The organism is Allobosea sp. TWI1241 (assembly GCF_039673065.1).
In the GTDB taxonomy this organism is placed as follows: Bacteria; Pseudomonadota; Alphaproteobacteria; order Rhizobiales; family Beijerinckiaceae; genus Allobosea.
Window position 1 is genome coordinate 113483 of sequence record NZ_JBDJKW010000011.1, and the last position, 25359, is coordinate 138841.

Consider the following 25359-nt stretch of genomic DNA (forward strand, 5'->3'; position numbering starts at 1 on the left):
TCTCGATGCGCCGCAATATCCTCATTCTCCACAACGTTCCCGACCTAGCGCGCGGGCGCCTGAGCACGCTCGACTACATCTTTGCGTTCGAGCGCTATGCTCCCGACAACAACTATGCCTATCACCAGATTTCGAAGCCGGTACCTGCGGAACTGCAGCGGCTTTCTTGGGATGCGGCGATCTTCGACAGTACGTCTCTGGGAACGGTGACCCTGCGGCCGCGCAATCGTTTTATCGCGATCCGGGACAGCCTCCGCTTCCTGCGTGACAGTGATGCGCTCAAGCTGGTGTTCCCGCAGGACGATGCCACGCACAGCGCATTGCTCGACCAGTTCTTCGCCTGGCTGAAGGTCGATGCGGTTTACAGCGTGAGGCCGCATCAGCGAGAGCTGCTCTACCCTATCACCTCGCAGCGTGCGCGCTTCTTCTCGGTCCTTTCGGGCTATGTCGATGACGCGGCGGTCGAGTCAATGCGCTCCTTCGCCAAGCCTTTCGACGAGCGTCAGTGGGTGGTCGGCCAGCGTGTGCTCGCGCATCCGGCCTGGGGAGGAAGCCTCAGCCTGCTGAAGAGCCGGGCTGCGGTGGTCATGAAGGAGGAATGTATCCGCCGCGGCATTTCCTGCGATGTCTCGACGGATCCCAACGACGCCATTATGGGCAAGAACTGGCACCGCTTCCTGGCGGACTGCCGCTTCGTCGTGGGGGCGGAGGGCGGCATGAGCGTCTGGGATCCGTACGGGACTATCAACGACGCCGTCGCAGACTATAGCGCTGCTCACCCCGAAGCGACGTTCGAGCAGATCGAGGATGCGTGTTTCCCCGGCCTGGACGGCGTGTTCGAGTTCCCCGGGGTGGGCCCGCGGCTGTTCGAGGCGGCTGCGGTGGGATGTGGTCAGGTTCTGGTCGAGGGCGAGCATCGCGGCCTGGTGCGCCCATGGGTCCATTATATCCCGCTGAAGCGCGATTTCTCGAATTTCGACGAGGTGTTCGCCGCGATGGCCAATCGCGATCGCGTGCTCGATATGATCGCTGCGACCCAGCAGGACCTCGTGGCATCGCCCAAATTCCGCTACAAGACGATGGTCGACGATGTTACCGGCTTTATCGACAGCAATTCCCGCCGCACGGCAAAGCCGACGTCCAAGGCTGCATTCCAACGGCTTGCCCTGGCCTCCTCGGCCAAGACGGCAGATGATGCTCCGGTGGAGACGGTCGCCCTTGCGGAGACCGGACCAGAGAGTGGTGAGCCAGGACGCGATGGCGATGCGAGCGCCGCGGCTGATCCTTCGGCCGCTATGGCGCCTGCGGCTGCACCGGAATCCGCAGCCAGCTTCGAGGGGCCGCCAGCCCCTGACCAAGAATGCGTCCATGCAGACACGTCCGCTGCGATGGCAGACACGGTTTCGCCGGCTCACAATGTCGAGGATGGCGAAGTAATATCTCCAGATCCCTCCATCGGTGACAACATAGCGCTCGTTACGTCTGTGGATCAGCCTGAAGTCTCCTCCGAAGCAAAGGGCTTGCTCCATGCGGGCTCGGGTCTAGCCGTATCGTTACGATCGATGTTCATTCGGCGCCTTGGCTGGATCGCTGCCATTGGCGCATTGGTCTTTGCCTATCCGCTGGGCCGGGTGATGCAGCAGAGCTTTGCTCCGGTCCTTGGCATATCGTCGCCGCCGCCGACGCAGATTTGGAGCGTGCTGATCCTGTCTTATGCAGCCACGTTGGTCGCGCTCCCGGCTCGCTGGCGGCCGTCGACGATGGATTCGACGCGGCGCGCGATCGTCGGTGCCGTGCTGTGGGCGGCTGCTGGCTATTGTTTTGCGATGACAGCGCTGTTCCTCCTGCAGGGTGCAGAGGCTGTCGGCGTCGAGCGGTGGCCGCTGATCTTCGCTTCGCTGGCGTTGCTGGTTCTCGGTGTCCTGAGCGTGATCGGCGTCGCTACGATCCGCTTTATATCCGCTTTTCCCGGCTCGCTGGCGGGTCGTTGCGGCATCCTGTCGATCCTTGTTGTGGGGCTGGTGGTTTTCCTGCACCCTCTCGATGGCGCGGGCTACGGCTCCGCCGCACTCGCGGGCCTCTTCATCGCGATCAACTGCATCCTGTTCTACCTGCTCGTTGTCAGACGCCAGGCCAGCTTCCTTCGTTATATCGCATTGGCCGGGCCAGCCTGGATCGTCGCGGCGCATTGCGGGTGGATTGCGGCCGTCATCACCTTGAGCGATGCGCAGCCCGCGCGCTGGCTGCCGATTGTAACTGCAGCGCTGCAATGGACGATAGCCATCGCCTTGCCGGTCGCTATCAGGGTGCTGCATCTCATCCGCTCGGGAACGCTGCTCTATGATCCCGAGCTGCTTGCCCTTCCGGAGAACCATCTCGAGTTACAGCGCTCGGAAACATCGGGGCGACGCACCGCATGGGTTATCGCCTATAGCGGCGTTTCCACGGAGCCGCGCCTGATCAGGCAGAACAAGGCGCTGCTCGACGATGGCTGGCGGGTCGTCGTTTGTGGTTACGAAGGACGCTCACCGCGTCCGCCGGAATGGGATTTTATCCGGCTGGCGATGGGGGCGGCCTACCGGCCTTATGTCTTTGCCTTGTTCTCGCGCTTGAACCGCCTCGGCCGAGCGATGTCCAGGTTTGGCAAGCCCGGCAGGAAGCTTTCGCGCGCCGGAGCGCATCTGCGGCACTTCACCATACCGAGCTGGGCTTATAATCGCTCCGGGCTTGTCAGGATGTTGAAAGAGAATCCGGATCTCAAGCCGGATTTGATCATTGCGCACAACTACTACACCGCTGACATCGCCGCCGCGCTCGCGAAGGAGAGCGGCGCGAAGATCGTGATCGACGCGCACGAATATTCGCCCGGCGAGTACGCCTACGACGCTGCATGGGTGCGGGACGAGCGCCCCTATGTGGTTGAGATCGAAGGGCACTACATGCGGAAGGCCGACCTTGTCGTCGCCGTGTCGGACGGCATCGCCGAGATGCTGAACCGGGACTATGAGGTCAACCGGCCGGTGCTCGCGATCCGCAGCATCCCCTTCCGAAACCCGCAGCTGTTCCGGAGCGTGGGCGAACGCATCAAGGTTCTCTATCACGGCGACATATCACGCGGGCGATTCATCCATGATGCCATCGAGTCAATGCAGTGGTGGCGGCCTGAATTCGACCTCGTTCTCCGCGGCGGAGGGGATCCGGACTATATCGCGAGCCTGATCGAGAAGGCGCGTGAACTGAACGTGGCCCATCGGGTTCAGCTCGAGCCGCCGGTGGCATTCAACGATATCGTCCCTGCGGCTAACCTGGCCGATATCGGATATTTCAGCTCGGACAACTTCTCTGCCCAGGCCGACTACGTCTTGCCGAACAAGTTTTTCGAGTACATTCAGGCCGGGCTGGCGCTCTGCGTGACCGATCTCAAGGAGATGCGTCGCGTCACGCAACAGTTCAACCTCGGCAAGCTCATTCCCCAGCACTCGGCGCGGGCGATCGCGGATACGATCAACAGCTTCACCCGCGAGGATATCGAGGAATACAAATGGGCGGCGCTGCAGGCGGCGGAAGTCCTGAACTGGGAATGCGAGCAGGTGGCTTTCGTGGAGGCCTGCAACGCTCTTTTCATGGGAGCCGAACCTGCATCGAGCTTTGACCCTAAGGAGCGAGCCGTGGTGCAAGAGGCTGCGGTCCGCAGCTCTCGATAAGTAGCGCGGGAAATCGGACGTTTGGATGTGCTCACGTGAATAGCGGAATGTCGAAGATCATGGTGCTGCTGTTGGCCGTCGTCGCGTCAATCGTGGCGCTGCCGCTTGCCTCCGCCGTTCTGGCGGTGCTGCCGGCGGCTCCCCCGGTGCTCTGGACTGGCGCTGCCTGGATTGCCTTTGGCTGCGCGCATGTCGCGGCCTTCTTCGTCATTCCGCGGCTGCCGTCCGGATCGAACTCACTGAGAGCCGAGGTCAAGGCTGCGACGGTGTGGACCGTCGCCGGCGCCTGTCTGTGGCTGGTGCTGCTGTTCCTGATGACGGGCAGCGCCTTCGCAGGGATGAGCCGCTGGCTCACGCTGGTTGCGGAGGCGGCTTTCCTGGTGGCGCTGCTGGCGGGCCTGATGGCGATCAGGGTCTTGCGTTCTGCTGTGGGGGCTCTGGGATTCCGGCTGGCGCTGGCGGCGGCGGTGTCCGTGGTGGTCTCCTCTTTGGTCGTTGCTGTCGTGCCGTTCGGGGCGGGGCCGTACGCGCCCCTGATTGCCGCAGGCCTTCTGCTGGCGAGCAATGTCATTGCCTTCTATGGTCTCGTGCTGCGGCGGCGGCCGAGCCTCGTTCCCTATGTGGCGGTGGCCGGTCTGGTCTGGATCGTCGCGGCCCATCTCGTCTGGTTGGGGGCACTGTTCCTGTCCGGACAGACCTTGCCGCCTCGCTGGCTACCGGTGTTGACGACCGCCCTGCAGTGGCTGCTCGCCATCGGCGCCCCTACCGGGCTTCAGATCCTGCTCAAGGCGCGAGAAGGCACGCTCTTCTATGATCCGGCTCGCCGCGCCAGCCCGAATTCCGAGGTGCACGTCTTTCGTGGGACCGCGCAGGGAGCACGAACGGCATGGATTATTTCTTACGCGCAGGCCGCGAACCACCCGCGGGTCATCCGCCAGAGCAAGGCGCTGCTCGATGACGGGTGGCGCGTCGTCGTGTGCTCGAATGACGGCCATTCGGCGCGCCCGCCTGAATGGACTTTCGTGCGCTTCGCCGATTCCGAGCCGTATCGGGACCAGTATCGTCAGCTGTTGCTTGCGCTGAACGTGCGCGCGCGCACGCTATGTGCCCATGGTCCGCGCTGGCTGTCGCGCCTGGCGGCGCATGTCCGGCAGGAGACGATCAACAACTGGCGCTACAACGCCACATCGATGTTGGATGTCCTGCGCGAGAACCCGGACCTGAAGCCGGATCTCGTAATCTCACACGACTATTTCACTGCCAATGCCGGGTACAGGGTCGCCCGTGCCGCTGGTGCGAAATTCGCGATCGACTGTCAGGAATACGCGCCCATGCAGTATTCCTACGATCCTGAATGGCTGCGTTGGGAGCGTCCCTACATCGTCGAGATCCAGGACTACTATGTCCGCCGCGCCGATCTGGTCTTTACGGTCTGCGACGGCATTGCCGAACTGCTCAACAGCGAGCACAAGCTGAAGCAGCCGGTCGTGACAATCCGCAACGTGCCGATCAAGGAGCTCCAGCCGTTCCGTCCTGCCGGCGAGCGCATCAAGGTGCTCTATCATGGCGGGATATGGGGGGTGCGCGGTCTGCGTGAGACCATCCAGTCGATGCAATACTGGCGCCCGGAGTTCGATCTGATCCTGCGAGGGGACGGCGACGCGCCGTTCATCGCCGAGTTGCGCCAGCTCGCGCGCGAACTGGGCCTCGAAGATCGCGTCAGCTTCGAGCCGCCAGTCCCCTTCAACGACATCATTCCGTCGGCAAACCAGGCGGATATTGGATACTTCTCCTACGACGACTATTCGCCGCAGATTAAATTTGCTTTGCCCAACAAATTCTTCGAATTCATGATGGCGGGCCTGTGCATCTGCGTCAGCGATCTCGAAGAGGTGGCGAAGATCTGCGACGCCTATAAGGTCGGGCGCTTGATACCGAAGCATTCGCCCGAGATGATCGCCCAGACCATCAACAGCTTCACCCGTGAGGAAATCGATCGCTTCAAGCGCGCATCGCTCGCGGCGGCCGATGTGCTCAACTGGGACCGTGAGCAGCTCCTCTATGTCGGAGCTTGTAACAAATTGTTTGTCGGCAGCACGCGATGATTGCCGGTTCTGCGAACTTTTGGAGGCATTGCCGTGGCGCGTGACTGGGAACAGATCCAACGTACGTATCAGATCTGCACGCGCTGCGTGATGGATACGACCGACCCGGAGATCGCTTTCGATCACGACGGCATCTGCAATCACTGCACCGAGGTGGAGACTCGCTTCAAGCCACGCTGGTTCCCGGACGAGCGCGGCGTAGGCCTGCTCGGGCAGATGATCGAAGAGGTGAGGGCAAACGGCAAGGGCAAGCGTTACGATTCGATCATCGGCTTGAGTGGTGGCGTCGATAGCGCTTATCTCGCCGTCAAGGTTGCCGAATGGGGCTTGCGCCCGCTCGCCGTTCATGTCGACGCCGGTTGGAACTCGGAGATCGCGGTCAAAAATATCGATCAGATCGTGACGCGGGTCGGCCTCGACCTGCATACGCATGTGGTCGACTGGGACGAGATGCGTGACGTCCAGCTCGCTTTCATGCGGTCGAATGTTGCCAATCTCGACGTACCGCAGGACCATGCGTTCTTTGCGGCGCTCTACAATTATGCGTCGGCGAACGATATCCGCTATGTCATTAGCGGCTCGAACTACGCGACAGAAAGCATCCTGCCTGTCTCATGGGGCTATGATGCGATGGACGCGCGCCATCTCAGGACGATTCACGAGCGCTTCGGCACGATACCGCTCAAGACATTCCCCGTGGTCGACTTCCTGAAGTATCATTACACCTACCCCAAGAAGATGACAGTGCTGCGTCCACTGAATCTGATGCCCTACCGGAAAGACGACGCTATCGCTTATCTCGAGAAGAACTATGGCTTCCGCTACTATGGCGGCAAGCATTATGAGTCACGCTGGACCCGGTTCTACGAAGGCTATTTCCTGCCTGCGAAATTCGGGTACGACAAACGTAAGGCGCATCTCTCGAGCATGATCGTCGCGGGGGAGATTACCCGCGATCAGGCGCTCAAGGAATTGGAAAAGGCGCTGTATACGGATAATGAATTGCAGGAGGATAAGGCATTCGTCGCGAAAAAGCTCGGCATAACCGTGGCCGAGCTCGACGATCTTGTCGTGCAGCCGCGCCGCTATTATTGGGATTACCCCAATAATGAAGCGCGCGCGCGGCGTTTCCATGCGCTTCATGCCTCGCTTCAAAGGGTTGTCGGTCGCTTCTGAAGCGATTAAGCGCAGGTGGTTGCAAGCTGAAAATCTGCTTTGAGGCGCATGGGCTGTTGCTGGCAGCGAACATATCGCTCTCATTGCAGTTGTCATATTACTTGCCGGCAGACCGATTTTTGCCTCGCTGGGCTGGCATCTGTCAGTCGATGGCCTCTTTTGGCCATCGATCGTTTCATGGGCTCCTGCCGTCTTTGGAATCGAGCTATGGTGATACGGCCGAACGCGGAAGGCGTCCTGGCCGGCTGAACGACACGGACTTTTGAGGGCGATGAGCATCATAACCCAGGCTTGGAGCCCCGACGGCAAAGTGCGCGCCTATCGCATGTGCAGTCGTTGCGTCATGGATACCACCGATCCGGCGATCACCTTCGACAAGGACGGTGTCTGCAGCCATTGCCAGCGGTTCGAACTCCAGATCAAGCCGCATTGGAAGCCGACGCCGGATGGAGCGAAGGAACTAGAGGCGATCGTTGCGGCCATCAAAGCCGAAGGGCAGGGGAAGCGATACGATTGCATCATCGGTCTCTCCGGGGGGGTAGATTCGTCCTATTTGGCCGTTAAGGTGGTGGAGTGGGGGCTCAGGCCGCTTGTTGTGCATGTAGATGCCGGCTGGAACTCTGAGCTGGCGGTCAAGAATATCGAGCAGATCGTGACCAAGCTCGAGCTCGATCTCGTCACCTGCGTGATCGACTGGGAGGACGTTAAGGAGCTGCACCTCGCGTTTCTGCGGGCCGGTCTGGCCAATCAAGACGTGCCCCAGGACCACGCCTTCTTCGCCGCTCTCTACCGGTACGCCACCGATGCCGGTATCCGCCATGTCATCAGCGGTACGAATTATGCGACCGAAGGCGTACTGCCTCAATCCTGGGGCTATGATGCTATGGATGCGACGCATCTTCGCGCTGTTCATCGGAAATTTGGGACGAGAGCGTTGAATAGTTTTCCGATCATGTCTTTTTTCAAGTATTATTTTTATTTTCCTAAAGTACTTAAGATTAATGTCGTCGATCCTCTTAATTTTATTCCGTATGAAAAGCAGGAAGCTATTGATTATCTTGAAGCTAATTTTGGCTGGCGATATTATGGCGGAAAACATTACGAGTCGCGCTGGACCCGGTTCATGCAGGCGCATTATCTTCCCGCGAAATTTGGCTATGATAAGCGGAAAGCGCACTTGTCGAGCTTGATCGTGTCAGGCCAAATGAGCCGGGATTGTGCTCTGGCCGAACTTGCGAAGCCGCTATACACGGATAATGAGCTCTCCGAAGATATGGCCTTCGTCGCGAAGAAACTGAGCATCACTGTCGAGCAGCTCGAGGCCTTTATCGCTGAGAAGCCGCGCAATTATACCGAGTTTCCGACCAACGCCCTGCAGGTGAAATGGGGCTTGCGGGCTCTGCGTCTCATGCGGGCTCCCAGATGGCTCTTCAACAAGCTGCTGGCGCGGCGGTGAGAGCCGAGCTTTTTGGTGCGCACCATCCGATCGACCTTTCAACCGACTGACGATCCGTCCGGGCTGCTCGAGCAGATGCCGAGGCCAGTTGCATTTCGACAGCTTCGATGGGGCATCCTTTGACAACGGCACCGGCCGGTGGAGCGAGGCGGCCGCCGCGCATAGGCATCGTCTCTTTGTCGGCAATCCCCGACGATCCGCGGGTTCGGCGGCAGGGTGATCTTTTTGCCGCCCGGGGCTGGGAGGTTCATGCATTTGGGCTGCCTGGGGCGCTCTCGCGGGCGCCGGACTGGCCCATTTCGGCCCTCTCCAGCGCGGATTTGGACGATCAACCCCCGATTCTGGATAGTCAGGGCAATGCTCTGTGGGCGTCTCTAGGACGCAGCCGGAATGCGCGGCGTTTGCGGAAATACCTGCGGTTGGCGCAAGCGTGGATCGATAAGCGCCGCATGTCCGAGGCATATTGGGCGGTCGATCCGCGCTTCGCGGCCCTGTACGATCTGGCTAGGCACTGGAGGGCCGATATCTGGCTGGCGAACGACTGGAACATGCTTCCGATCGCCCAGCGGATCGCGCGGCAGCAAGGCGCTCTCTACGCCTATGACACCCATGAACTCGCCATGGACGAATATGCCCATCTCCGGCGCTGGCGGCTTCTCCAGAGACCCATCATTGCTGCGGTGGAGCGAAAGGGTAGTGCAGGCGCCAGCGTGACGAGCTGCGTCTCGCAAGGCATCGCCAATCACCTGCAGCAGTTCTATGGCCTGCGGGACAAGCCCCTTCTGATCCGCAACATGCCACACTACCGGGCATTTCCGCTGCGTCCTTGCGGCGAGACGATAGAGGTGCTCTATCACGGCGTCGTCTCTCCGGCGCGCGGACTGGAAGCCTGCATCGAAAGCGTTGCGCTGTGGCGGCCGGAGTTGCGTTTGACTATTCGCGGCTCCGGTCCGGCAGACTACCTTGCAGCGCTGCGCGAGCGGATCGAGGCGGCAGGTCTTGGCAAGCGTATCGTGCTCGCGCCGCCTGTCCCGATGATCGAGCTTGTGGAGGAAGCGGCCCGCTTCGATATAGGCTTGTTCGCGTTGCCGAGCCATTCGCAGCAGAACGTACATGTTCTGCCGAACAAGTTCTTCGAATACACCATGGCCGGCCTTGCGCTTTGCGTCTCCGACCTGCCGGAGATGACGGCTCTGCTGCGGCAGTACGATCTCGGTCGGCTGGTTCCCGAGGTTACTCCGCAGGCGATCGCGGCCACGATCAACGGCTTCGACCGGGTCGCCATTGATGCTCACAAGGCCAACGCGCTCGCTGCGGCAAAGGTTCTTAACTGGGAGGCGGAGGCCGATCGTTTCTATTCGGCGATCGCACGAGCCGTGCGCGCAGCCGACAACTGAAATACGTCTGACACGGGCAGATCGCCCGCGTGGTTCGCCTACGCTGACGGGGCCGTCCGCGACCACTCGCCGGAGCAGCGCGCCGAGACATCGTCCTATATGCGCTATACTGTGTGAGCGACCCTTGCGACCAAGGTCAGAAGCTTGCCGCTTTCTGCCTGGAAATTCAGGATCTTCGCGCACCCAAGTGCAGCGCGTTTGTAAGAGTTGATGTCGGCGGCGTGGAGGCCGGTAAAGCAGGCGGCGATCGCCTGCGGCGTGTCTTCTCCGAGCAGCCGGCCGCAGTCGGTGGGCTCGATCACCTTGCGGATCTCGGGGAGGTCGCTGCTGACGATCATCAGCCCGGCCTGCATGTACTCGAAGATCTTGTTCGGCATGGCGAAGCGCGCATGCGTGGTGCTGTTCGCGAGCAGGAAGATGCCGATGTCGGCGGTCGCGGCAGCTGCGGCGACGACGTCGCCGGGGGCGACCGGCGGTTCGAAGGCGATGCGGTTCGCCTGGCCGCTCTGGGCGGCCAGCGTCTGCAACTGGCGATCGTAGCCGCCCTGGGCCGGGCCGCGGATCACCAGGCGCATGCTCTCGGGCCAGGCCGCGACGCTCTCGATCAGCGCCTCCAGCCCGCGCCGCGGCACGACGACGCCGTGATAGAGCACGGTGATGACGGAGCCTGTCGGGCGGAAGGGCGTGTGCCGGTACGGCGGCATGTTGGCCACCACCAGCGGCGTCTGCGGGAGGCGATAGCGCGTCGCCAGCGCCTCGGCGATGCCGGGGCTCACGGTCATCACCGCGTCGACGCGGGCGATGCCGCGGCGCTCGATCTCGCCGACATGGCGCTGCGCCAGCAGGCGCCAGCGGGCGCTGTCGGCGAACTCCTCGCTGGCGAATTCGTGGCTGTCGTAGATCACGCGGGCGCCGAGCCGGTCCTTGGCGGCCAGCGCGATGGGCAGGGCGCGCCAGTCATTGGCGATGACGAGGTCCGGCCGGAAGGCCAGCAGGGCGCGGCGCGCCGCGAGCCTGGTTATCGAAAGCCAGTAAAGGGGGGCTGCGGTCGCCGGCAGCCAGGTCGCCGGCGCCTGCCGCGCCGCCATGCCATAGCGCACGCGCCAGTCGGCGCCGGGGCCGGGCAGGGTGGTCACCTTGACGGGCGGCGTGTCGGGCAGCGGCGCCTGGGCGAGGATCTCGACGGTGTGGCCGGCCTTGGCCAGCAGTGCGGCATGGCGCAGTACGCGCGAATCATGGCGCAGCGGCGAGATGCAGAGCAAGGCGATGCGGCTCACGGGGCGGGCTCCGCCGGCTTGCCGCCGCTCGCGGGCAGCGTCCGGCGCAGCACGGTGTCGATCTGGCGGCCGCGCTGGTGCCAGCTCGCCTCGCGCTCGACATAAGCCGCGCCGCGGGCGCCCATGGCTTGCGCCTGCGGATCGGCGGCCAGCGCCGCCACGGCGGCGGCGAGCGCCTGTGGGGCCGCCGGGGGCACGATCAGCCCGGCGCCGGCGCCACGCACCAGCTCGGCCTGGAAGGGCAGGTCGCTGACGATGACGGGGATGCCGCAGGCCATCGCCTCGTAGAGCTTGAGCGGGGCGACGCCTGAGGCCGAGCGCCCATCTTGGTCCTCGATGACGCAGAGCGCCGCCAGCGCGCCGCGCAGCACGGGCGGCACGTCCCCATAGGCTTGGCGGCCAAGCCAGAGCAGGCGCCCGTCAGCGGGGACGCCGGCGAGCCGCTCGCGCTCAATGCCGTCGCCGACGATGACGAGGCGGACGTCGCGCGGCCAGCCCGGGTCGGCGAGCGCCGCCAGCATGGTGCCGATGCCGTGCCAGGCGACGAGGCCGCCGACGAAGGCGACATAGCGCCCCTCCAGCCCGGCATCCGGCCCGTCGGGGCAGAAGAGCGTGGTGTTGGCGCCGTTGGGCACGACGCTGACGCGGTCATGGCCGGCGAAGCGCCGGGCCCAGTCGGCCAGTCCGTCGGTGACGGCGAAGAGATGGTCGGCCCGGCGATACTGCGCCCGGTAGAGCCAGGCGAAGAGCGGCGCGAACAGTTTCAGCGCGGGATAGGTCACCCCGATATCGGCCGGCGTGCCGTTGATCTCCTGGAAGACCGGCTGGCCGAGCCGGCGCGCCCACAGGACGGCCGGCAGCGCCATGAAATGCGAGCGGACGAAGAGGGCGTCGAAGCGCGGGAGATCGCGGATCAGGCGGAGCTGGACGCGTGCGTAGCCGGCGAGGCGGCGCGCATAGGAGGAGCGCGCGCTGGCGCCGCCGCTGGTCGTGGCGAAGAGCTCGACCGCCCAGCCGGCCTCGCGCAGGCTGGCGACGATCTCGTCGATATGCGTCTGGGAGGCCTGGCCGGGTCGCGGCGTCTCGAGCGAGAGATAGGCCAGCCGCGGCCGGCCGCTCATGCCTGCGCGGCCGCCGGTGCCTTCAAGGCCTCGCGCACGGCCGCAATGATGTAGTCCTGCGTCGCCTCGTCGAGATAGGGATGCATCGGCAGCGAGACGACCTCCTGCGAGGCACGCTCCGATACCGGCAGCCCGTTCCCGGCGACGGGATAGTCCTTGTAGGCGGTCTGCTGGTGCAGCGGCTTGGGATAATAGATCGCGGTTGGCACGCCCTTCTCCTTGAGCGCGGCCTGGAAGGCGTCGCGCCGGGCGGCGTCGATGCGCAGCGTGTACTGGGCCCAGGTCGAGACGCATTCGGGCATGACATAGGGCGTCACCGCCACGTCCTTCAGCGCCTCGGTATAGCGCGCGGCGACGCGCTGGCGCTTGTCGAGCTCCTCGGCGAAGACCTTGAGCTTCTCGAGCAGCACGGCGGCCTGCACGGTGTCGAGCCGCGAGTTCAGGCCGACGCGGACATTGTCGTACTTGAACGAGCCCTTGCCGTGGAAGCGCAGCGAGCGCAGCAGCGCGGCCTTATCGTCATTGTCGGTGAGGATCGCGCCACCGTCGCCATAGCAGCCGAGCGGCTTGGCCGGGAAGAAGCTGGTGGTGGCGAAGTCGCCGATCGCGCCGGCGACGCGGCCCTTGTAGCGGGCGCCGAAGCCCTGGGCGGAATCGGAGATCAGGGCGAGCTCGTGCCGGCGGCAGAACGCCTCGAGCGCGTCGTAGTCGGCCGCCTGGCCGAAGAGGTCGACGGCGATCAGCGCGCGCGCGCGCAGGCCGTGCTTGGCCGCGGTCTCGATCGCGGCGGGCAGGGCCTTGGGGTCGATGTTGTAGGTCGCCTCGTCGATCTCGGTGAAGATCGGGGTGGCGCCCATCCAGGCGACGACCTCGGCAGTGGCGGCGAAGGTGAAGCTCGGGCAGAGCACGGCGTCGCCCGGGCCGATGCCGAGCGCTTCCAGCACCAGGATCAGCGCATCGGTGCCGTTGGCGACGGCGATGGCGTGCTTGGCGCCGCAGAAGGCGGCGAGCGCGGTCTCGAACTGCTCGACCTCGGGGCCGAGGATGTAGTTGCCCTCGCGGACGACCTTGAGGATCGCGTCCTCCATGGCCTGGCCGATATGCTGGCGCTGGGCCTTGAGGTCGATGAACTCGATCACGGGATGCGCGCTCATCAGCGGATCTCCTCCAACGTGTCCGGCCCGGTCTCGCTATAGCGGCGGCCGGTCTCGGGGCAAATGAGGTCGGGGCCGAGCCTGGCGCCGTTATGGCTCATCCAGCCGATGCGGCGGGCCGGGACGCCGGCCATCAGGGCGAAGTCGGGCACGTCCTTGGCGACGACGGCGCCGGCGGCGATGAAGCAATAGGCGCCGAGCGTGTGGCCGCAGACGATGGTGGCGTTGGCGCCGATGCTGGCACCGGTCCTGACCAGGGTCTTCCGGAACTCGGTCTTGCGGTTCAGGAAGGCGCGCGGGTTGTTGACGTTGGTGAAGACGCAGGAGGGGCCGCAGAACACCCCGTCCTCCAGCACGACGCCGTCATAGAGCGCGACGTTGTTCTGGACCTTGCAGCCGTCGCCCATGGTGACGCGCGGGCCGACCATGACGTTCTGGCCGAGCACGCAGTCGCGCCCGATCACCGTCTCGCCGAGGACGTGGACGAAATGCCAGACCTTGGAGCCTGCGCCGATCGATACCCCGTCGTCGACATAGGCGCTCTCATGGATCTTGACGCCGGGAAAGCGGGGATCGTCGCGCATTTCCGTGGCGGACATCGGCGCTAGCCTCTCAGATACTTGTCGACGAAGGGATGCCGCTCGCCGCCGGAGACGATCGGCGCGTGGCGGAACTCCGAGACCACCTCGACGCAGAAGCGCACATCCTCAAGCCCGTAGCCGCGGCCGGCGAGGATCTCCTCGTAGCTGCGGGTGTGCAGGTCGGTGAAGCCTTCCGAGAACTCGACCTCCTCGCCATCGAGCGTGATCGAGCGATAGGTGGTCTTCTTGCCCTTGACGCCGTCCGGCAGGTCGTCGGCGTCGACCGAGAGGAACCAGCGCACATCGGCCTTCTCATAGGAGAGCAGGCCGCCGGCGCGCTCGCCCTGGCGCAGGCTCGCGGTCTGCGACTTCAGCGGGCCGAAGACATAGGCAAGCATGTCGAAGAAGTGCACGCCGATATTGGTGGCGACGCCGCCGGACTTGGATTCGTCGCCCTTCCAGGATGCGTGATACCAGCGGCCGCGCGAGGTGATGTAGGTCAGGTCGACCGCATGGCGCTTGTCGGAGGCGGCGATGCGCTCCTTCAGGGCCTGGATGGCCGGATGCAGGCGCAGCTGCAGGATGGTGTTGATCCTGTGCCCGGTCTGCTGCTCGATCTCGGCCAGCCCGTCGATGTTCCACGGGTTCAGCACCAGCGGCTTCTCGCAGATCACGTCGGCGCCGGCGCGCAGGCCGAAGCGGATATGGGCGTCGTGCAGGTAGTTGGGCGAGCAGACGCTGACATAGTCGAGCTGCTCGCCGCGGCGGCGCAGCTTGTCGACATGACGGTCGAAGCGCTCGAACTCGGTGAAGAAATGCGCCTGGGGGAAATGGCTGTCGATGATGCCGACGGAGTCGTTGGGATCATAGGCGACCTTGAGGTCGCCGCCATTCGCCTTGATCGCCGTCATGTGGCGGGGCGCGATGTAGCCGGCGGCACCGATGAGCGCGAAGCTTGTCATGATGATACTCGATCTCGTCCCGTCGCGCCGGCGGGGGCCGGCGCGCATCCGGGATCGCTCAGGCCTTGAAGACGTTGTCCGCGGTGATGCCGGCGCGGGCGCAGGCATTGCGGGTGTCGATCACGAGCTTCGAGCCGGCGACGATCGCCGCATAGTCGACATCGTCGTGATCGGTGGCGATCAGCACGGCGTCGTAGCCGGCGAGGGCGGCGGCGTCGACCGGGGCGCTCTTGCGGCCGGTCAGCTCGGCATGCTCGCGGGTCGGCGGGATCACCGGGATGAAGGGGTCGTGGAACGCGACATGGGCGCCGCGCTTCTCGATCAGCTCGATCAGCTTGAGCGAGGGGCTCTCGCGCATGTCGTCGATGTTCTTCTTGTAGGCGATGCCGAGGATCAGGACCTTGGCGTCGCTCAGGTTCTTGTGGCCCTTGGAATCGAGCAGCCCGGCGAGCTGGTCGACCACCTGGTAGGGCATGCGCGTGTTGATCTCGCCGGCCAGCTCGATGAAGCGTGTGGCGATGTCGTATTCGCGCGCCTTCCAAGTCAGGTAGAACGGGTCGATCGGGATGCAGTGACCGCCGAGGCCCGGGCCCGGATAGAAGGGCATGAAGCCGAAGGGCTTGGTCTTGGCGGCGTCGATCACCTCCCAGACGTCGATGCCCATCGCCGCGTAGACGGTCTTGAGCTCGTTGACGAGGGCGATGTTGACGGCGCGGAAGATGTTCTCGGTCAGCTTCACGGCTTCGGCCGTGGCGGTCGAGGACACGGCGACCGCCTTGACCACGAGCTGGCCGTAGAGGGCCATCGCCATGGCGAGCGCGTCGGCGCCGTCGCCGCCGACCACCTTCGGGATGGTCGAGGTGCCGAAGTCGGGGTTGCCCGGGTCCTCGCGCTCCGGCGAGAAGGCCAGGAAGAACTCCTCGCCGCTCTTCAGGCCGCTCGCCTTCTCGAGGATCGGGCGCATCACCTCGTCGGTGGTGCCGGGATAGGTGGTCGATTCCAGCACGACGAGCTGGCCCTTGCGCAGCCGGGTGCTGATCGCCTCGGTGGTCTTCACCACATAGGAGAGGTCGGGCTCGCGGTACTTGGTCAGCGGGGTCGGCACCGCGATCAGCAGCGCGTCGGGCTCCGCCATCCGGCCGAAATCCGTGGTCGCGACGAAGTTCCCGGCCTTGGCGCCCTCGATGATCAGGTCCATCGGGATGTGCTTGATCGCGCTGCGGCCTGCGTTGAGATCGTCGACGCGGCGCTGGTCGATGTCGAAGCCGATGACCTTGATGCCCTTGCGCAGGGCGGCGAGTGCCAGCGGGATGCCGACATAGCCGAGGCCGACGATGCCGATGACGATGGAACGGTCGTTGACGCGGTCGATGAACTGCTGCGCGGCTGGCGAGGTCACTTGGCGCTCCGGTGATGGGTCTGCGACACCGGGGTGAGGCCCGTTTCGTCGGCCCGCTTTTTCCAGACTTACTAAACTACGTCAATATCCGGCCATTTACACCGCCACGGAAAGTACTCGCTTTCTGTCCGAACGATGACGGTCAAGCCCCGCCCGGGGGCTGTTCTCTGCGAATATTTGGGTGCATCGGGCGCGGCGCGGCCCTTGTCGCCGCCGCGCCCGGCACGATTCAGTGGATTTCGGGCTCTGCGATCGGCGCGGTTCCCATCAGATAGTCGAAGTCGCAGCCCTTGTCGGCCTGCTGGATATGGGCCGCCGACATGCGGCCATAGCCGCGGGCGTAGTCGCGGTCCGGCGGCGTCCAGCTCTTCAGCCGCTCGGCGATCTCGGCGTCCGTCAGATTCACCGAGATGCTGCGGGCCTCGACGTCGACGCTGATGATGTCGCCGGTCCGGACCGCCGCCAGCGGTCCCCTGACGTAGGCTTCCGGCGCGATGTGGAGCACGCAGGCGCCATAGCTCGTGCCGGACATGCGCGCATCCGAGAGCCGCAGCATGTCGCGCACGCCCTGCTTCAGCAGCTTTTTCGGGATCGGCAGCATGCCCCATTCCGGCATGCCGGGCCCGCCGACCGGGCCGCAGTTCTTCAGCACCATGACGTGGTCGGGCGTGACGTCGAGCGTCTCGTCGTTCACCGCCTGCATCATCGCGTCGTAGTCCTCGAAGACCAGCGCCGGCCCGGCATGATTCAACAGGTGCGGCTCGGCCGCCGAGGGCTTGATCACGCAGCCGCCCGGCGCGAGGTTGCCCTTGAGCACGGCCAGCCCGTTGGCGGTCGAGACCGGCCGGTCGAGCGGGCGGATGACGTTGTCGTCATAGACCTTCGCCAGCGCGATGGTCTCGGCGATCGGCTTGCCGGTGACGGTCATCGCGCCGGTGTGCAGCCGGCTCTCAAGCTGCTTGAGCAGCGCGGGCAGGCCGCCGGCATAGAAGAAGTCCTCCATCAGGAAGTCGCCGGAGGGCCTCAGGTTGGCGATCACCGGCACGGTGCGCGAGACCGCGTCGAAATCGTCGGGCGTCAGGTCGACGCCCGCGCGGCCGGCCATGGCGATCAGGTGGATGATGGCGTTGGTGGAACCCGCGACGGCCATGTGGACGGTCAGCGCGTTCTCGAAGCTCTGGCGCGTCAGGATGCGCTTGGGCGTCAGGTCCTCCCAGACCATCTCGACGATGCGCTTGCCGGAGGCAGCGGCCATGCGCGGATGGGCGGCGTCGGCGGCGGGGATGGCGGAGGCGCCGGGCAGGGTCAGGCCCAGAACCTCGGCATGGCTCATCATGGTGGCGGCGGTGCCCATCACCATGCAGGTGCCGTAGGAGCGGGCGATGCCGCTCTCCATCTCGCGCCACTGGTCGTCGGTGATGTTGCCGGCCTGCTTCTCGGCCCAGTACTTCCAGACGTCGGCGCCGGAGCCGAGCACCTTGCCGGCCCAGTTGCCGCGCAGCATCGGCCCGGCCGGCACGAAGATGAAGGGCAGGCCGGCGCTGCAGGCGCCCATGATCAGGGCCGGCGTGGACTTGTCGCAGCCGCCGAGCAGCACCGCGCCGTCGAGCGGGTGGGAGCGGATCGATTCCTCGGTCTCCATCGCCAGGAAGTTGCGATAGAGCATGGTCGTCGGCTTCTGGTACTGCTCGGAGGCCGACATCACCGGGATTTCGACCGGGAAGCCGCCGGACGCCCAGACCGCCCGCTTCACCGCTTCGGCGCGGTCGCGCAGATGGGTGTGGCAGGGGTTGATCTCCGACCAGGTGTTGATGATGCCGATGACCGGCTTGCCCATGAACTCGTCATGGTTGAGCCCCATCTGCAGCGCCCGCGAGCGATGCCCGAAGGAGCGCAGGTCGCTCGCCCCGAACCAGCGCTTGGAGCGCAGCGTGTCGGGCGTCTTGCGGGGATGGGACATCGGCGTTTCCTCGGTGCTTTGTCTCGTTGGCGTTCGAACCTCTCCGTCATTCCGGGGCGGCCCGCAGGGCCGAGCCCGGAACCCATGAACACGCGGCCATGAGGACGAGCGCGGCGATGGCGGTGCGGTTACGGCACCGCCGGTGGTCATGGGTTCCGGGCTCTTCGCTGCGCGAGGCCCGGGAATGACGGCGTGCCTTACTCCGCCGCCGCGCGCTGGCTGCCCCAGCTCGACACGATGCCACGCAGTTCTGCGCGCTCGGCCGCGTTGAGCTCCGGCAGGCCGGGCAGGCGCACCGGGCCGACATCGGTGCCGAGCAGGCCGAGCGCCTCCTTGACCACGGTGACGTTGGCGCCGTTGCCGTATTTGGTGCGCAGCTTCTCGAAGCCGGCGATGGCGTCGACCTCGCGGCGGGCCGTGGCGTAGTCGCCGGCCTCGAGCGCGCGCCAGACCGCCAGCGAGCGCTCTGGCGCGACGTTGATCAGCCCGGAGGTGAAGCCGCGGGCGCCGAGCGCGTAGAAGGGCGCCGCCCAGCCTTCGGCGAGGCCGCAGATCCAGTTGGCGCTGGAGCCTTGGGTCTCGCGCACGCAGTCGGCCAGCAGCATGGCGCTGGTCGAGGCGAACTTGACGCCGGCGACGTTGGGATGGGTCGCGACGCGGGCGAGATCGGCGACGCCGATCGCCTCGGAGCGGATATAGGCGACGACCGGGATCTCCAGCGCCTCGGCGATGGCGAGGAAATAGGCGGCCTGCGATTGCGGCGCGGCGAAGGGATCGAGCGGGTGGTGCACCATCACGGCGTCGCAGCCGGCCTGCTGCGCCAGCCTGCCGGTCGCCACCGCCTCGCGCAGCGAGCGGCCGATGCCGGCGGTGACCAGCGCCTTGCCGGACGCCGCCTCGGCCGCGACGGCGTGGCTGCGCACCACCTCGTCTGTGGTCATCGGGTAGAACTCGCCGGTGTTGCCGGCCGAGACGATGTTGTGGATGCCGGCCTCGGCGATGCGGCGCACGATGCGGCCGGTCAGCGCCCAGTCGGCCTCGCCATCGGCCTTCCAGGCCGTGACGTGCACGCCGGAAATGCCGCGCAGCGCGGTGCGTACCCGTTCATTCGTCATAGGATAATCCCTTGGCATCGGCGCCGAAGACCTGGCGCACATGGCTCTTGGCGGAGCGCACGATATGACGGCGCATCCGGGTCTCGGCCTCGGCCGGGTCGTGCCGGGACAGCGCCTCGAAGATGCCGCGATGCTCCTCGAAACCCTGGCCCCGCTCGCTGGTCTCGGCGAGCAGAGCGATCCGCTGGGCGTGGTCGTACATGCGCTGGCCGTCGAGCCGGCGCTCCAGATAGGTGCAGCCCGAGATCCGGTGGATCATGCCGTGATAGGCCTCGTTCAGCGTGACGAGGTCCTCAAGGGCGCCGTGCTGCGTGGCATGGGCCATCTCGTCGATCAGCCGCGCCATCTCGGCGATCTCGGCATCGCCGATCAGGTTGGCGGCGATATGGGCCATGACGCTCTCCAGCGCCGCGCGGCCGAGCGCCATCTCCAGCGCCTGGCGCGGCGAGAACTCGACGAAGACGCCGCGGCGCGCCTCGGTGCGGACCAGGCCCTCGCTCTCCAGCATGCGGATGGCGTCCTTCACCGGCGTGGTCGAGACGCCGAGCATGTCGGCGAGTTGCCGCTCGTTCAGCCGCTCGCCATGCCGGAAGCCGCCGGCCACGATCGCCCGTCGCAGGCGCTCGTGGACGTGATCGCGCAGCGACCGGGTCAGCTGCGGCGAGACGGGCTCTATCGCGAGGGACAAGGACATCGGGCCTCCGCTGGCGGATGCGCGGGCCGCACGGGGCGGCGGCCGCAGGAGCATCCGGCCATTGCTCGCCGTCTCACCACAAAGCGCAAGCGTCATCAAGTCTGAAATTTCAGATTTCAAATTGCAGAAGATGTGCTAGCCCTGTGGCCAAGGCGTCCGCCGAAAGGGCGCAGGGCGCGCAAACGTCGCCATGGGGAACGCAAGGGAGGAGAAAGACGATGGCTTCCATCACACGACGCGGCCTGATCGCCGCGGGCGCCTGCCTGTTGGCGGCGCCGGCCCTGGCCCAGGGCGGCGCCTATCCGGGCAGCAAGGTCGTCACCATCATCGTGCCGTTCGCGGCGGGCGGCACCACCGACCTGCTCGGCCGCATCGTCGCCGACCGGCTCGGCGCGCGGCTCGGCGGCAAGTTCATCGTCGAGAACCGGCCGGGCGCCGGCGGCAACACCGGCGTGGCGGCGGCCGCACGCGCCGAGCCGGACGGCTACACGCTGGCCCTGGGCACGGTCTCGACCCATGCGATCAATCCCGGCGTCTACGCCAAGATGCCCTTCGACCACGTCAAGGACTTCGCGCCGATCTCTCAGCTCGCCAGCGTGCCGAACCTGCTGATGGTCAATCTCGACCTGCCGGCGAAGACGGTGCCGGAGCTGATCGAACTCCTGAAAAAGAACCCCGGCAAGTACTCCTTCGGCTCCTCGGGCGCCGGTACCTCGACCCATATGGCGGCCGAGCTCTTCAAGGTGGAGACCGGAACCGACATGGTGCACGTGCCCTACCGCTCGAGCGGGCAGGTGACGCAGGATCTGCTCTCCGGCCAGATCCAGCTGACCTTCGACAACATCACCATCGCCTGGCCGCATGTGCAGGCCGGCAAGATCCGGGCGCTGGCCACCGCCTCGCCCAAGCGGCTCGAGGTCGACAAGGACCTGCCGGCGCTCGCCGAGTTCATCCCGGGCTACGACGCCAGTTCCTGGCACGGCTTCTTCGCGCCGTCGCAGGTGCCGCCGGAGATCGTCGCGCTGCTCTCCAAGGAGACGCAGGCGATCATGCGCGAGCCGGCCGTGGTCGAGCAGCTCAAGAAGCTCGGCGTCGATGCCGTCGGCTCGACGCAGCAGGAGTTTGCCGCCCATATCGCCGCCGAGACCAAGCGCTGGTCCGAGGTGGCGAAGAAGGCCAATGTCAGGATCGAGTGAGGGGGGCCGTCGCCGCGCCGTCCCGTGCCGCAGGGTGCGAGGAGGCGGCGCGGCGATCTGGCCCGCCCGCGACGCCTTCGCCCACCAACCGAGAACCGGCCCATGACATCCACTGCCCTGACGCCCGAGAACCGCGCCAAGCTGAAGCGCGTCTCGACGGCGACGCTGACCACGGCGCTGTTCAAGCGCGGCCTGCGCAACACCTTCATCCAGGATGTGCGCCCGCTCTCCCCGACCGCGCCGCGCATGGTCGGCGAGGCGTTCACGCTGCGCTACATCCCGGCCCGCGAGGATCTCGACCATATCGGCGTGTTCGAGGGCACGTCCCATCCGCAGCGCGTCGCGGTCGAGCGCTGCCCAGAGGGGCACGTCATGGTGATCGACAGCCGCAAGGACGCCCGCGCCGCCTCGGCCGGCTGCATCCTGGTGACGCGGCTGATGCAGCGCGGCGTCGCCGGCATCGTCACCGATGGCGGCTTCCGCGACAGCCCCGACATCGCGGCGCTCGGCTTCCCGGCCTATCACAGCCGCCCCAGCGCCCCGACCAACCTGATCCACCATCACGCGCTCGACATCGAGCAGCCGATCGGCTGCGGCGACGTGCCGGTCTATCCCAGCGACATCGTCGTCGGCGACGCGGAGGGCGTCTGCATCATCCCGGCCCATCTCGCCAACGAGATCGCAGCGGAAGCCTATGAGCAGACCGCCTACGAGGATTTCGTCGAGGAGAAGGTGCGCGAGGGCCGCGGCATCTTCGGCCTCTACCCGGCCGATGCCGAGACCAAGGCCGCGTTCGCGCGCTGGCGGGCCGGCTGGTCCTGAGCCCGGCCTTCAGGCCAGCAGCTCCCTGACCCGCGGGATCACCTCCCGCCCGTAGAGTTCGATGCAGCGCAGCGTCTGCGCCTGGGTCAGCGGGCCGGCGCTGATCTTCAGCTGGAAGCGGGAGAGGTCGAGCCCCTTCACGGTCTGGGCGATCTTGCGGGCGACAGTCTCGGGCGAGCCGAGATAGAGCGAGCCCTGTGCGACCTCGCGCGCGAACTCCTCGCGCGACAGTGGCGGCCAGCCACGCTCGGCGCCGATGCGGTCGCGCATCGCCTTGTAGGCGGGGAAGAAGCTCTCGGCCGCCTCCTCGTCCGTCCCGGCGACGAAGCCCGGCGAGTGCACGCCGATCGGCTGCGGCACCTGGCCGAGGCGGCCGGCGGCATCCTTGTAGAGATCGACATATGGGCGGAAGCGCTGGGCTGGGCCGCCGATGATCGCGAGCAGCATGGGCAGGTCGTAGCGGGCGGCGCGCACCACCGATTCCGGACTGCCGCCGACGCCGATCCAGGTGCGCAGCGTGCCGGTCTCGATCGGCGGGAAGACCGCCTGGTCGGTGAGCGGCGGGCGCAGATTGCCCTGCCAGGTGACGCGGCGGTTGCGGATCAGCGCCACGAACAGGTCGAGCTTCTCGGTGAACAGCTCCTCGTACTGGCGCAGGTCGAAGCCGAAAAGCGGGAAGGATTCGGTGAAGGAGCCGCGGCCGAGGATGACCTCGGCCCGGCCGTGCGACAGCGCGTCGACCGTCGAGAAGCGCTGGAAGACGCGGATCGGGTCGTCGGAACTCAGCACGGTGACGGCCGAGCCGAGGCGGATGCGGCTGGTGCGCGTGGCGATGCCGGCGAGCACCGTCTCGGGTGAGGAGACGGCGAAATCGTCGCGGTGATGCTCGCCGACTCCGAAGAAGTCGACGCCGGTCTCGTCGGCCAGAACGGCCTGGTCGACGAGGTCGCGGATGACCTGGGCGTGCGCCTGCAGCCGGCCGTCGGCGCCGGCGGTGACGTCGCCGAAGGTGTCGAGCCCGAGCTCGATGGTGGTCGTCATGGTCCGGTCAGTCTCCGACGTCGCTGAGGTCGTCCGGCAGGTTACCGGGCATGGCGCCCTGGCTCTTGGGCCGGGTGAAGGGTGTGGGCGCCGGGGTGTTGCGGTGCACGAGCTTCTGCCCGGCGGCGACGTCGCCGGCGACCTCGAAGGCCAGCCGCTCGGCGTCGCGCCGGCGCACGTCCTGCGAGATCTCGTCGGCCTCGCTCTCGGCGACACCGAGGCCGAGCAGCACGGCGCGGCCGAAGCTCATCGCCGACTCGAAGGTCTCGCGGATCTGGTAGTCGACATCGGCCTGGATCAGCTCGGCGGCATGGCCGCGGTCGAAGGCGCGCACGAACAGCTTGGCGTGCGGGAATTCGTGCCGGGCCATCTCGACGATGCGCGTCGCGGTCTGGCGTTCGTTGACGCAGACCAGGATCGCCGCGGCGTGATGGGCGCCGGCGGCGTGCAGGATCTCCGGCCTCGTGCCGTCGCCGTAATGCACCTTGAAGCCGAAGCCGGCGGCGGAGCGGATCAGCTCGACGTCGACCTCGAGGATGGCGACGCTGATGCCGCGCGCGAGCAGCGACTGGCTTGCCACCTGGCCGAAGCGCCCGAAGCCGATGACGAGCACCTGCTTGTCGAGCCCGTCGGCCTTGTCGACGCCGTCGAGCGAGGTGCGCTCGGGCGGCAGCAGCCTGTCGATCACGATGGCGAGCAGCGGCGTCAGCGCCATGGAGAGGATCACGGTCGCGGTCGCCACCGCATTGGTGCGGCCGTCGAAGATGCCGGCGGCCAGCGCGGCGGCGTAGAGCACGAAGGCGAACTCGCCGCCCTGGGAAAACAGGGCGACGCGCGAGATCGCGACGCGGGTCGGGGTCCGGAAGAGCTTGGCGATGATGAAGATGCCGAGCGCCTTGACCGCCATGAAGGCGACGACGGCGAGCGCGACGAGGCGCCAGTCGCTCAGGATCATCGCGATGTCGAGCGACATGCCGACCGCGAGGAAGAACATCCCGAGCAGGATGCCCCTGAACGGCTCGATATCGGCCTCGAGCTGGTGGCGGAAGCTCGATTCCGAGAGCAGGACGCCGGCGAGGAAGGCGCCCATCGCCATGGAGAGCCCGCCGAGCTGCATCAGCAGCGCCGAGCCGAGCACGACGAGCAGGGCGGCGGCCGTCATGATCTCGCGGGCCTGTGCCAGCGCCAGCACGCGGAAGAGCGGGTTCAGCAGATAGCGCCCGGCGAGGACGAGGCCGGCGATGCAGGCGAGCCCGGTGCCGAAGGTGACCCAGCCATTGGCGGCCGCCGCCTTGTTCGGGGCGAGGAAGGCGACCAGTGCCAGCAGCGGCACGATGGCGAGGTCTTCCAGCAGCAGGATCGAGACTGCCTGCTGGCCCTGCGGCGTCGAGGTCTCGCCGCGCTCATCGAGCATCTGCATGACCACGGCGGTGGAGGAGAGCACGAAGCCCATCCCGGCGACGAAGGCGGCCGGGCCTGACAGGCCGCCGAGCAGGCCGACGCCGGTCAGCAGCGCGCCGCAGAGCGCGACCTGCGACAGGCCGAGGCCGAAGATCTCGCCCCGGAGATTCCACAGCCGCGAGGGCTGCATTTCCAGGCCGATGATGAAGAGGAACATCACCACGCCGAATTCGGCGACGTGCAGCACGGTCTCCGGCGAGGAGAACAGGCCGAGGCCGAAGGGGCCGATGACGATGCCGGCGCTGAAATAGCCGAGCACGGAGCCGAGGCCGAGCCGGCGGAAGATCGGCACCGCGACCACGCCGGCGCCCAGAAGGCTGACGACCTTCACCAGATTGTCGGCGACGCCTTCGACTGCCATTGCGCTGGTCCCGCCTGCTCGTCCAGAAACCCGGCAGGGCGCCTCAGCGCGCCGGCCAGCGCTGGGGGACCATGTCGGCATGAAGGTGATGCGACCCGTCGCCCGGCCGGACAGGGTGTCGCACCGCGCGACATTGCACGAGATAGGCGCCCGCGCGCCAGCCGCAATATCGCGCAGCGCCGCCATGTGCGGCGTGCGGGGGAGTGTTCGCACGGTGGTGCGCCCATGAAGAAAGGCTCCGGTGCTTGGCGCCGGAGCCTTTGGCATTTTGGGCGGTGGTTTCGCCGCCGGGTCTGCGTGTGTTCGTCAGAGGGGTTTCTTGATGGCCTTTGCGATGATTCCGATGATGCCCTCGCGGAATGTGAGGACGCAGATGA

Annotated in this window: 18 protein-coding genes; 7 read left to right on the forward strand and 11 right to left on the reverse strand. The window is 66.0% G+C overall.

Going from position 1 to position 25359, the window contains the following annotated elements; translation table 11 throughout:
* The first annotated feature begins 5 nt into the window (after positions 1–5).
* From ABE438_RS15060 to ABE438_RS15080, 5 genes are all read left to right on the forward strand, one after another.
* Positions 6–3704, forward strand: a complete 3699-nt coding sequence (locus tag ABE438_RS15060) for a glycosyltransferase (protein ID WP_346503457.1) — start codon at positions 6–8, stop codon at positions 3702–3704.
* Between the two features lie 47 nt (positions 3705–3751).
* Entirely contained in the window at positions 3752–5809 is a 2058-nt protein-coding gene (locus ABE438_RS15065; protein WP_346503458.1) for a glycosyltransferase, read from the forward strand.
* A 33-nt stretch (positions 5810–5842) separates the two neighbouring features.
* A complete protein-coding gene (locus ABE438_RS15070; RefSeq protein WP_346503459.1) occupies positions 5843–6985 on the forward strand; it encodes an N-acetyl sugar amidotransferase in 1143 nt (380 codons plus the stop codon).
* Between the two features lie 271 nt (positions 6986–7256).
* The gene (locus tag ABE438_RS15075; RefSeq protein ID WP_346503460.1) at positions 7257–8441 is read left to right on the forward strand and encodes an N-acetyl sugar amidotransferase; all 1185 of its coding nucleotides are present in this window, start codon (positions 7257–7259) and stop codon (positions 8439–8441) included.
* Between the two features lie 107 nt (positions 8442–8548).
* Complete coding sequence (locus tag ABE438_RS15080) at positions 8549–9838, forward strand: glycosyltransferase (RefSeq protein ID WP_346503461.1); 1290 nt, start codon at positions 8549–8551, stop codon at positions 9836–9838.
* Between the two features lie 104 nt (positions 9839–9942).
* On the opposite strand, the gene ABE438_RS15085 is transcribed toward ABE438_RS15080, so the two are convergent.
* The 9 genes from ABE438_RS15085 to ABE438_RS15125 form a co-directional block, all read right to left on the reverse strand.
* Positions 9943–11115, reverse strand: a complete 1173-nt coding sequence (locus ABE438_RS15085; RefSeq protein WP_346503462.1) for a glycosyltransferase — start codon at positions 11113–11115, stop codon at positions 9943–9945.
* Positions 11112–12236 carry a glycosyltransferase gene (locus ABE438_RS15090; RefSeq protein ID WP_346503463.1) on the reverse strand — a complete coding sequence of 375 codons (1125 nt, stop codon included), beginning with the start codon at positions 12234–12236 and terminating at the stop codon, positions 11112–11114. Before ABE438_RS15090 ends, ABE438_RS15085 begins: the two co-directional genes overlap by 4 nt.
* On the reverse strand, positions 12233–13390 hold the full coding sequence (locus ABE438_RS15095) for a DegT/DnrJ/EryC1/StrS family aminotransferase (protein ID WP_346503464.1): 1158 nt from the start codon (positions 13388–13390) through the stop codon (positions 12233–12235). The genes ABE438_RS15090 and ABE438_RS15095 overlap by 4 nt, the downstream gene beginning before the upstream one ends.
* Complete coding sequence (locus ABE438_RS15100; RefSeq protein ID WP_346503465.1) at positions 13390–13989, reverse strand: acyltransferase; 600 nt, start codon at positions 13987–13989, stop codon at positions 13390–13392. Before ABE438_RS15100 ends, ABE438_RS15095 begins: the two co-directional genes overlap by 1 nt.
* Positions 13990–13994: 5 nt before the next feature.
* Entirely contained in the window at positions 13995–14933 is a 939-nt protein-coding gene (locus ABE438_RS15105; RefSeq protein ID WP_346503466.1) for a Gfo/Idh/MocA family oxidoreductase, read from the reverse strand.
* 58 nt (positions 14934–14991) lie between these two features.
* Positions 14992–16332: a nucleotide sugar dehydrogenase gene (locus ABE438_RS15110; RefSeq protein WP_346503467.1), complete on the reverse strand. Its 1341-nt coding sequence runs from the start codon at positions 16330–16332 to the stop codon at positions 14992–14994.
* Between the two features lie 229 nt (positions 16333–16561).
* Entirely contained in the window at positions 16562–18292 is a 1731-nt protein-coding gene (gene araD / locus ABE438_RS15115) for an L-arabinonate dehydratase (RefSeq protein WP_346503468.1), read from the reverse strand.
* Between the two features lie 197 nt (positions 18293–18489).
* On the reverse strand, positions 18490–19407 hold the full coding sequence (locus ABE438_RS15120; protein WP_346503469.1) for a dihydrodipicolinate synthase family protein: 918 nt from the start codon (positions 19405–19407) through the stop codon (positions 18490–18492).
* Positions 19397–20101 carry a GntR family transcriptional regulator gene (locus ABE438_RS15125; RefSeq protein ID WP_346503470.1) on the reverse strand — a complete coding sequence of 235 codons (705 nt, stop codon included), beginning with the start codon at positions 20099–20101 and terminating at the stop codon, positions 19397–19399. The genes ABE438_RS15120 and ABE438_RS15125 overlap by 11 nt, the downstream gene beginning before the upstream one ends.
* 218 nt (positions 20102–20319) lie before the next feature.
* Here ABE438_RS15125 and ABE438_RS15130 point away from each other — a divergent pair, with 218 nt between their 5' ends.
* Entirely contained in the window at positions 20320–21297 is a 978-nt protein-coding gene (locus ABE438_RS15130) for a Bug family tripartite tricarboxylate transporter substrate binding protein (RefSeq protein WP_346503471.1), read from the forward strand.
* 102 nt (positions 21298–21399) lie between these two features.
* Entirely contained in the window at positions 21400–22119 is a 720-nt protein-coding gene (locus ABE438_RS15135) for a ribonuclease activity regulator RraA (RefSeq protein WP_346503472.1), read from the forward strand.
* Between the two features lie 9 nt (positions 22120–22128).
* On the opposite strand, the gene ABE438_RS15140 is transcribed toward ABE438_RS15135, so the two are convergent.
* Positions 22129–23160, reverse strand: a complete 1032-nt coding sequence (locus tag ABE438_RS15140; protein WP_346503473.1) for an LLM class flavin-dependent oxidoreductase — start codon at positions 23158–23160, stop codon at positions 22129–22131.
* A 7-nt stretch (positions 23161–23167) separates the two neighbouring features.
* The gene (locus ABE438_RS15145) at positions 23168–24982 is read right to left on the reverse strand and encodes a monovalent cation:proton antiporter-2 (CPA2) family protein (RefSeq protein ID WP_346503474.1); all 1815 of its coding nucleotides are present in this window, start codon (positions 24980–24982) and stop codon (positions 23168–23170) included.
* Positions 24983–25359 lie beyond the last annotated feature (377 nt).

Excerpts from the sequence above, each read along its gene's own strand:
- ABE438_RS15065 (WP_346503458.1), top strand. The coding sequence starts at position 3,752 with ATGTCGAAGATCATGGTGCTGCTGTTGGCCGTCGTCGCGTCAATCGTG.
- ABE438_RS15095 (WP_346503464.1), bottom strand. The coding sequence starts at position 13,390 with ATGAGCGCGCATCCCGTGATCGAGTTCATCGACCTCAAGGCCCAGCGC.
- ABE438_RS15075 (WP_346503460.1), top strand. The coding sequence starts at position 7,257 with ATGAGCATCATAACCCAGGCTTGGAGCCCCGACGGCAAAGTGCGCGCC.
- ABE438_RS15130 (WP_346503471.1), top strand. The coding sequence starts at position 20,320 with ATGGCTTCCATCACACGACGCGGCCTGATCGCCGCGGGCGCCTGCCTG.
- ABE438_RS15100 (WP_346503465.1), bottom strand. The coding sequence starts at position 13,989 with ATGTCCGCCACGGAAATGCGCGACGATCCCCGCTTTCCCGGCGTCAAG.
- ABE438_RS15120 (WP_346503469.1), bottom strand. The coding sequence starts at position 19,407 with ATGACGAATGAACGGGTACGCACCGCGCTGCGCGGCATTTCCGGCGTG.
- ABE438_RS15090 (WP_346503463.1), bottom strand. The coding sequence starts at position 12,236 with ATGAGCGGCCGGCCGCGGCTGGCCTATCTCTCGCTCGAGACGCCGCGA.
- ABE438_RS15060 (WP_346503457.1), top strand. The coding sequence starts at position 6 with ATGCGCCGCAATATCCTCATTCTCCACAACGTTCCCGACCTAGCGCGC.
- ABE438_RS15105 (WP_346503466.1), bottom strand. The coding sequence starts at position 14,933 with ATGACAAGCTTCGCGCTCATCGGTGCCGCCGGCTACATCGCGCCCCGC.
- ABE438_RS15135 (WP_346503472.1), top strand. The coding sequence starts at position 21,400 with ATGACATCCACTGCCCTGACGCCCGAGAACCGCGCCAAGCTGAAGCGC.
- ABE438_RS15145 (WP_346503474.1), bottom strand. The coding sequence starts at position 24,982 with ATGGCAGTCGAAGGCGTCGCCGACAATCTGGTGAAGGTCGTCAGCCTT.
- ABE438_RS15140 (WP_346503473.1), bottom strand. The coding sequence starts at position 23,160 with ATGACGACCACCATCGAGCTCGGGCTCGACACCTTCGGCGACGTCACC.
- araD (WP_346503468.1), bottom strand. The coding sequence starts at position 18,292 with ATGTCCCATCCCCGCAAGACGCCCGACACGCTGCGCTCCAAGCGCTGG.
- ABE438_RS15125 (WP_346503470.1), bottom strand. The coding sequence starts at position 20,101 with ATGTCCTTGTCCCTCGCGATAGAGCCCGTCTCGCCGCAGCTGACCCGG.
- ABE438_RS15080 (WP_346503461.1), top strand. The coding sequence starts at position 8,549 with ATGGGGCATCCTTTGACAACGGCACCGGCCGGTGGAGCGAGGCGGCCG.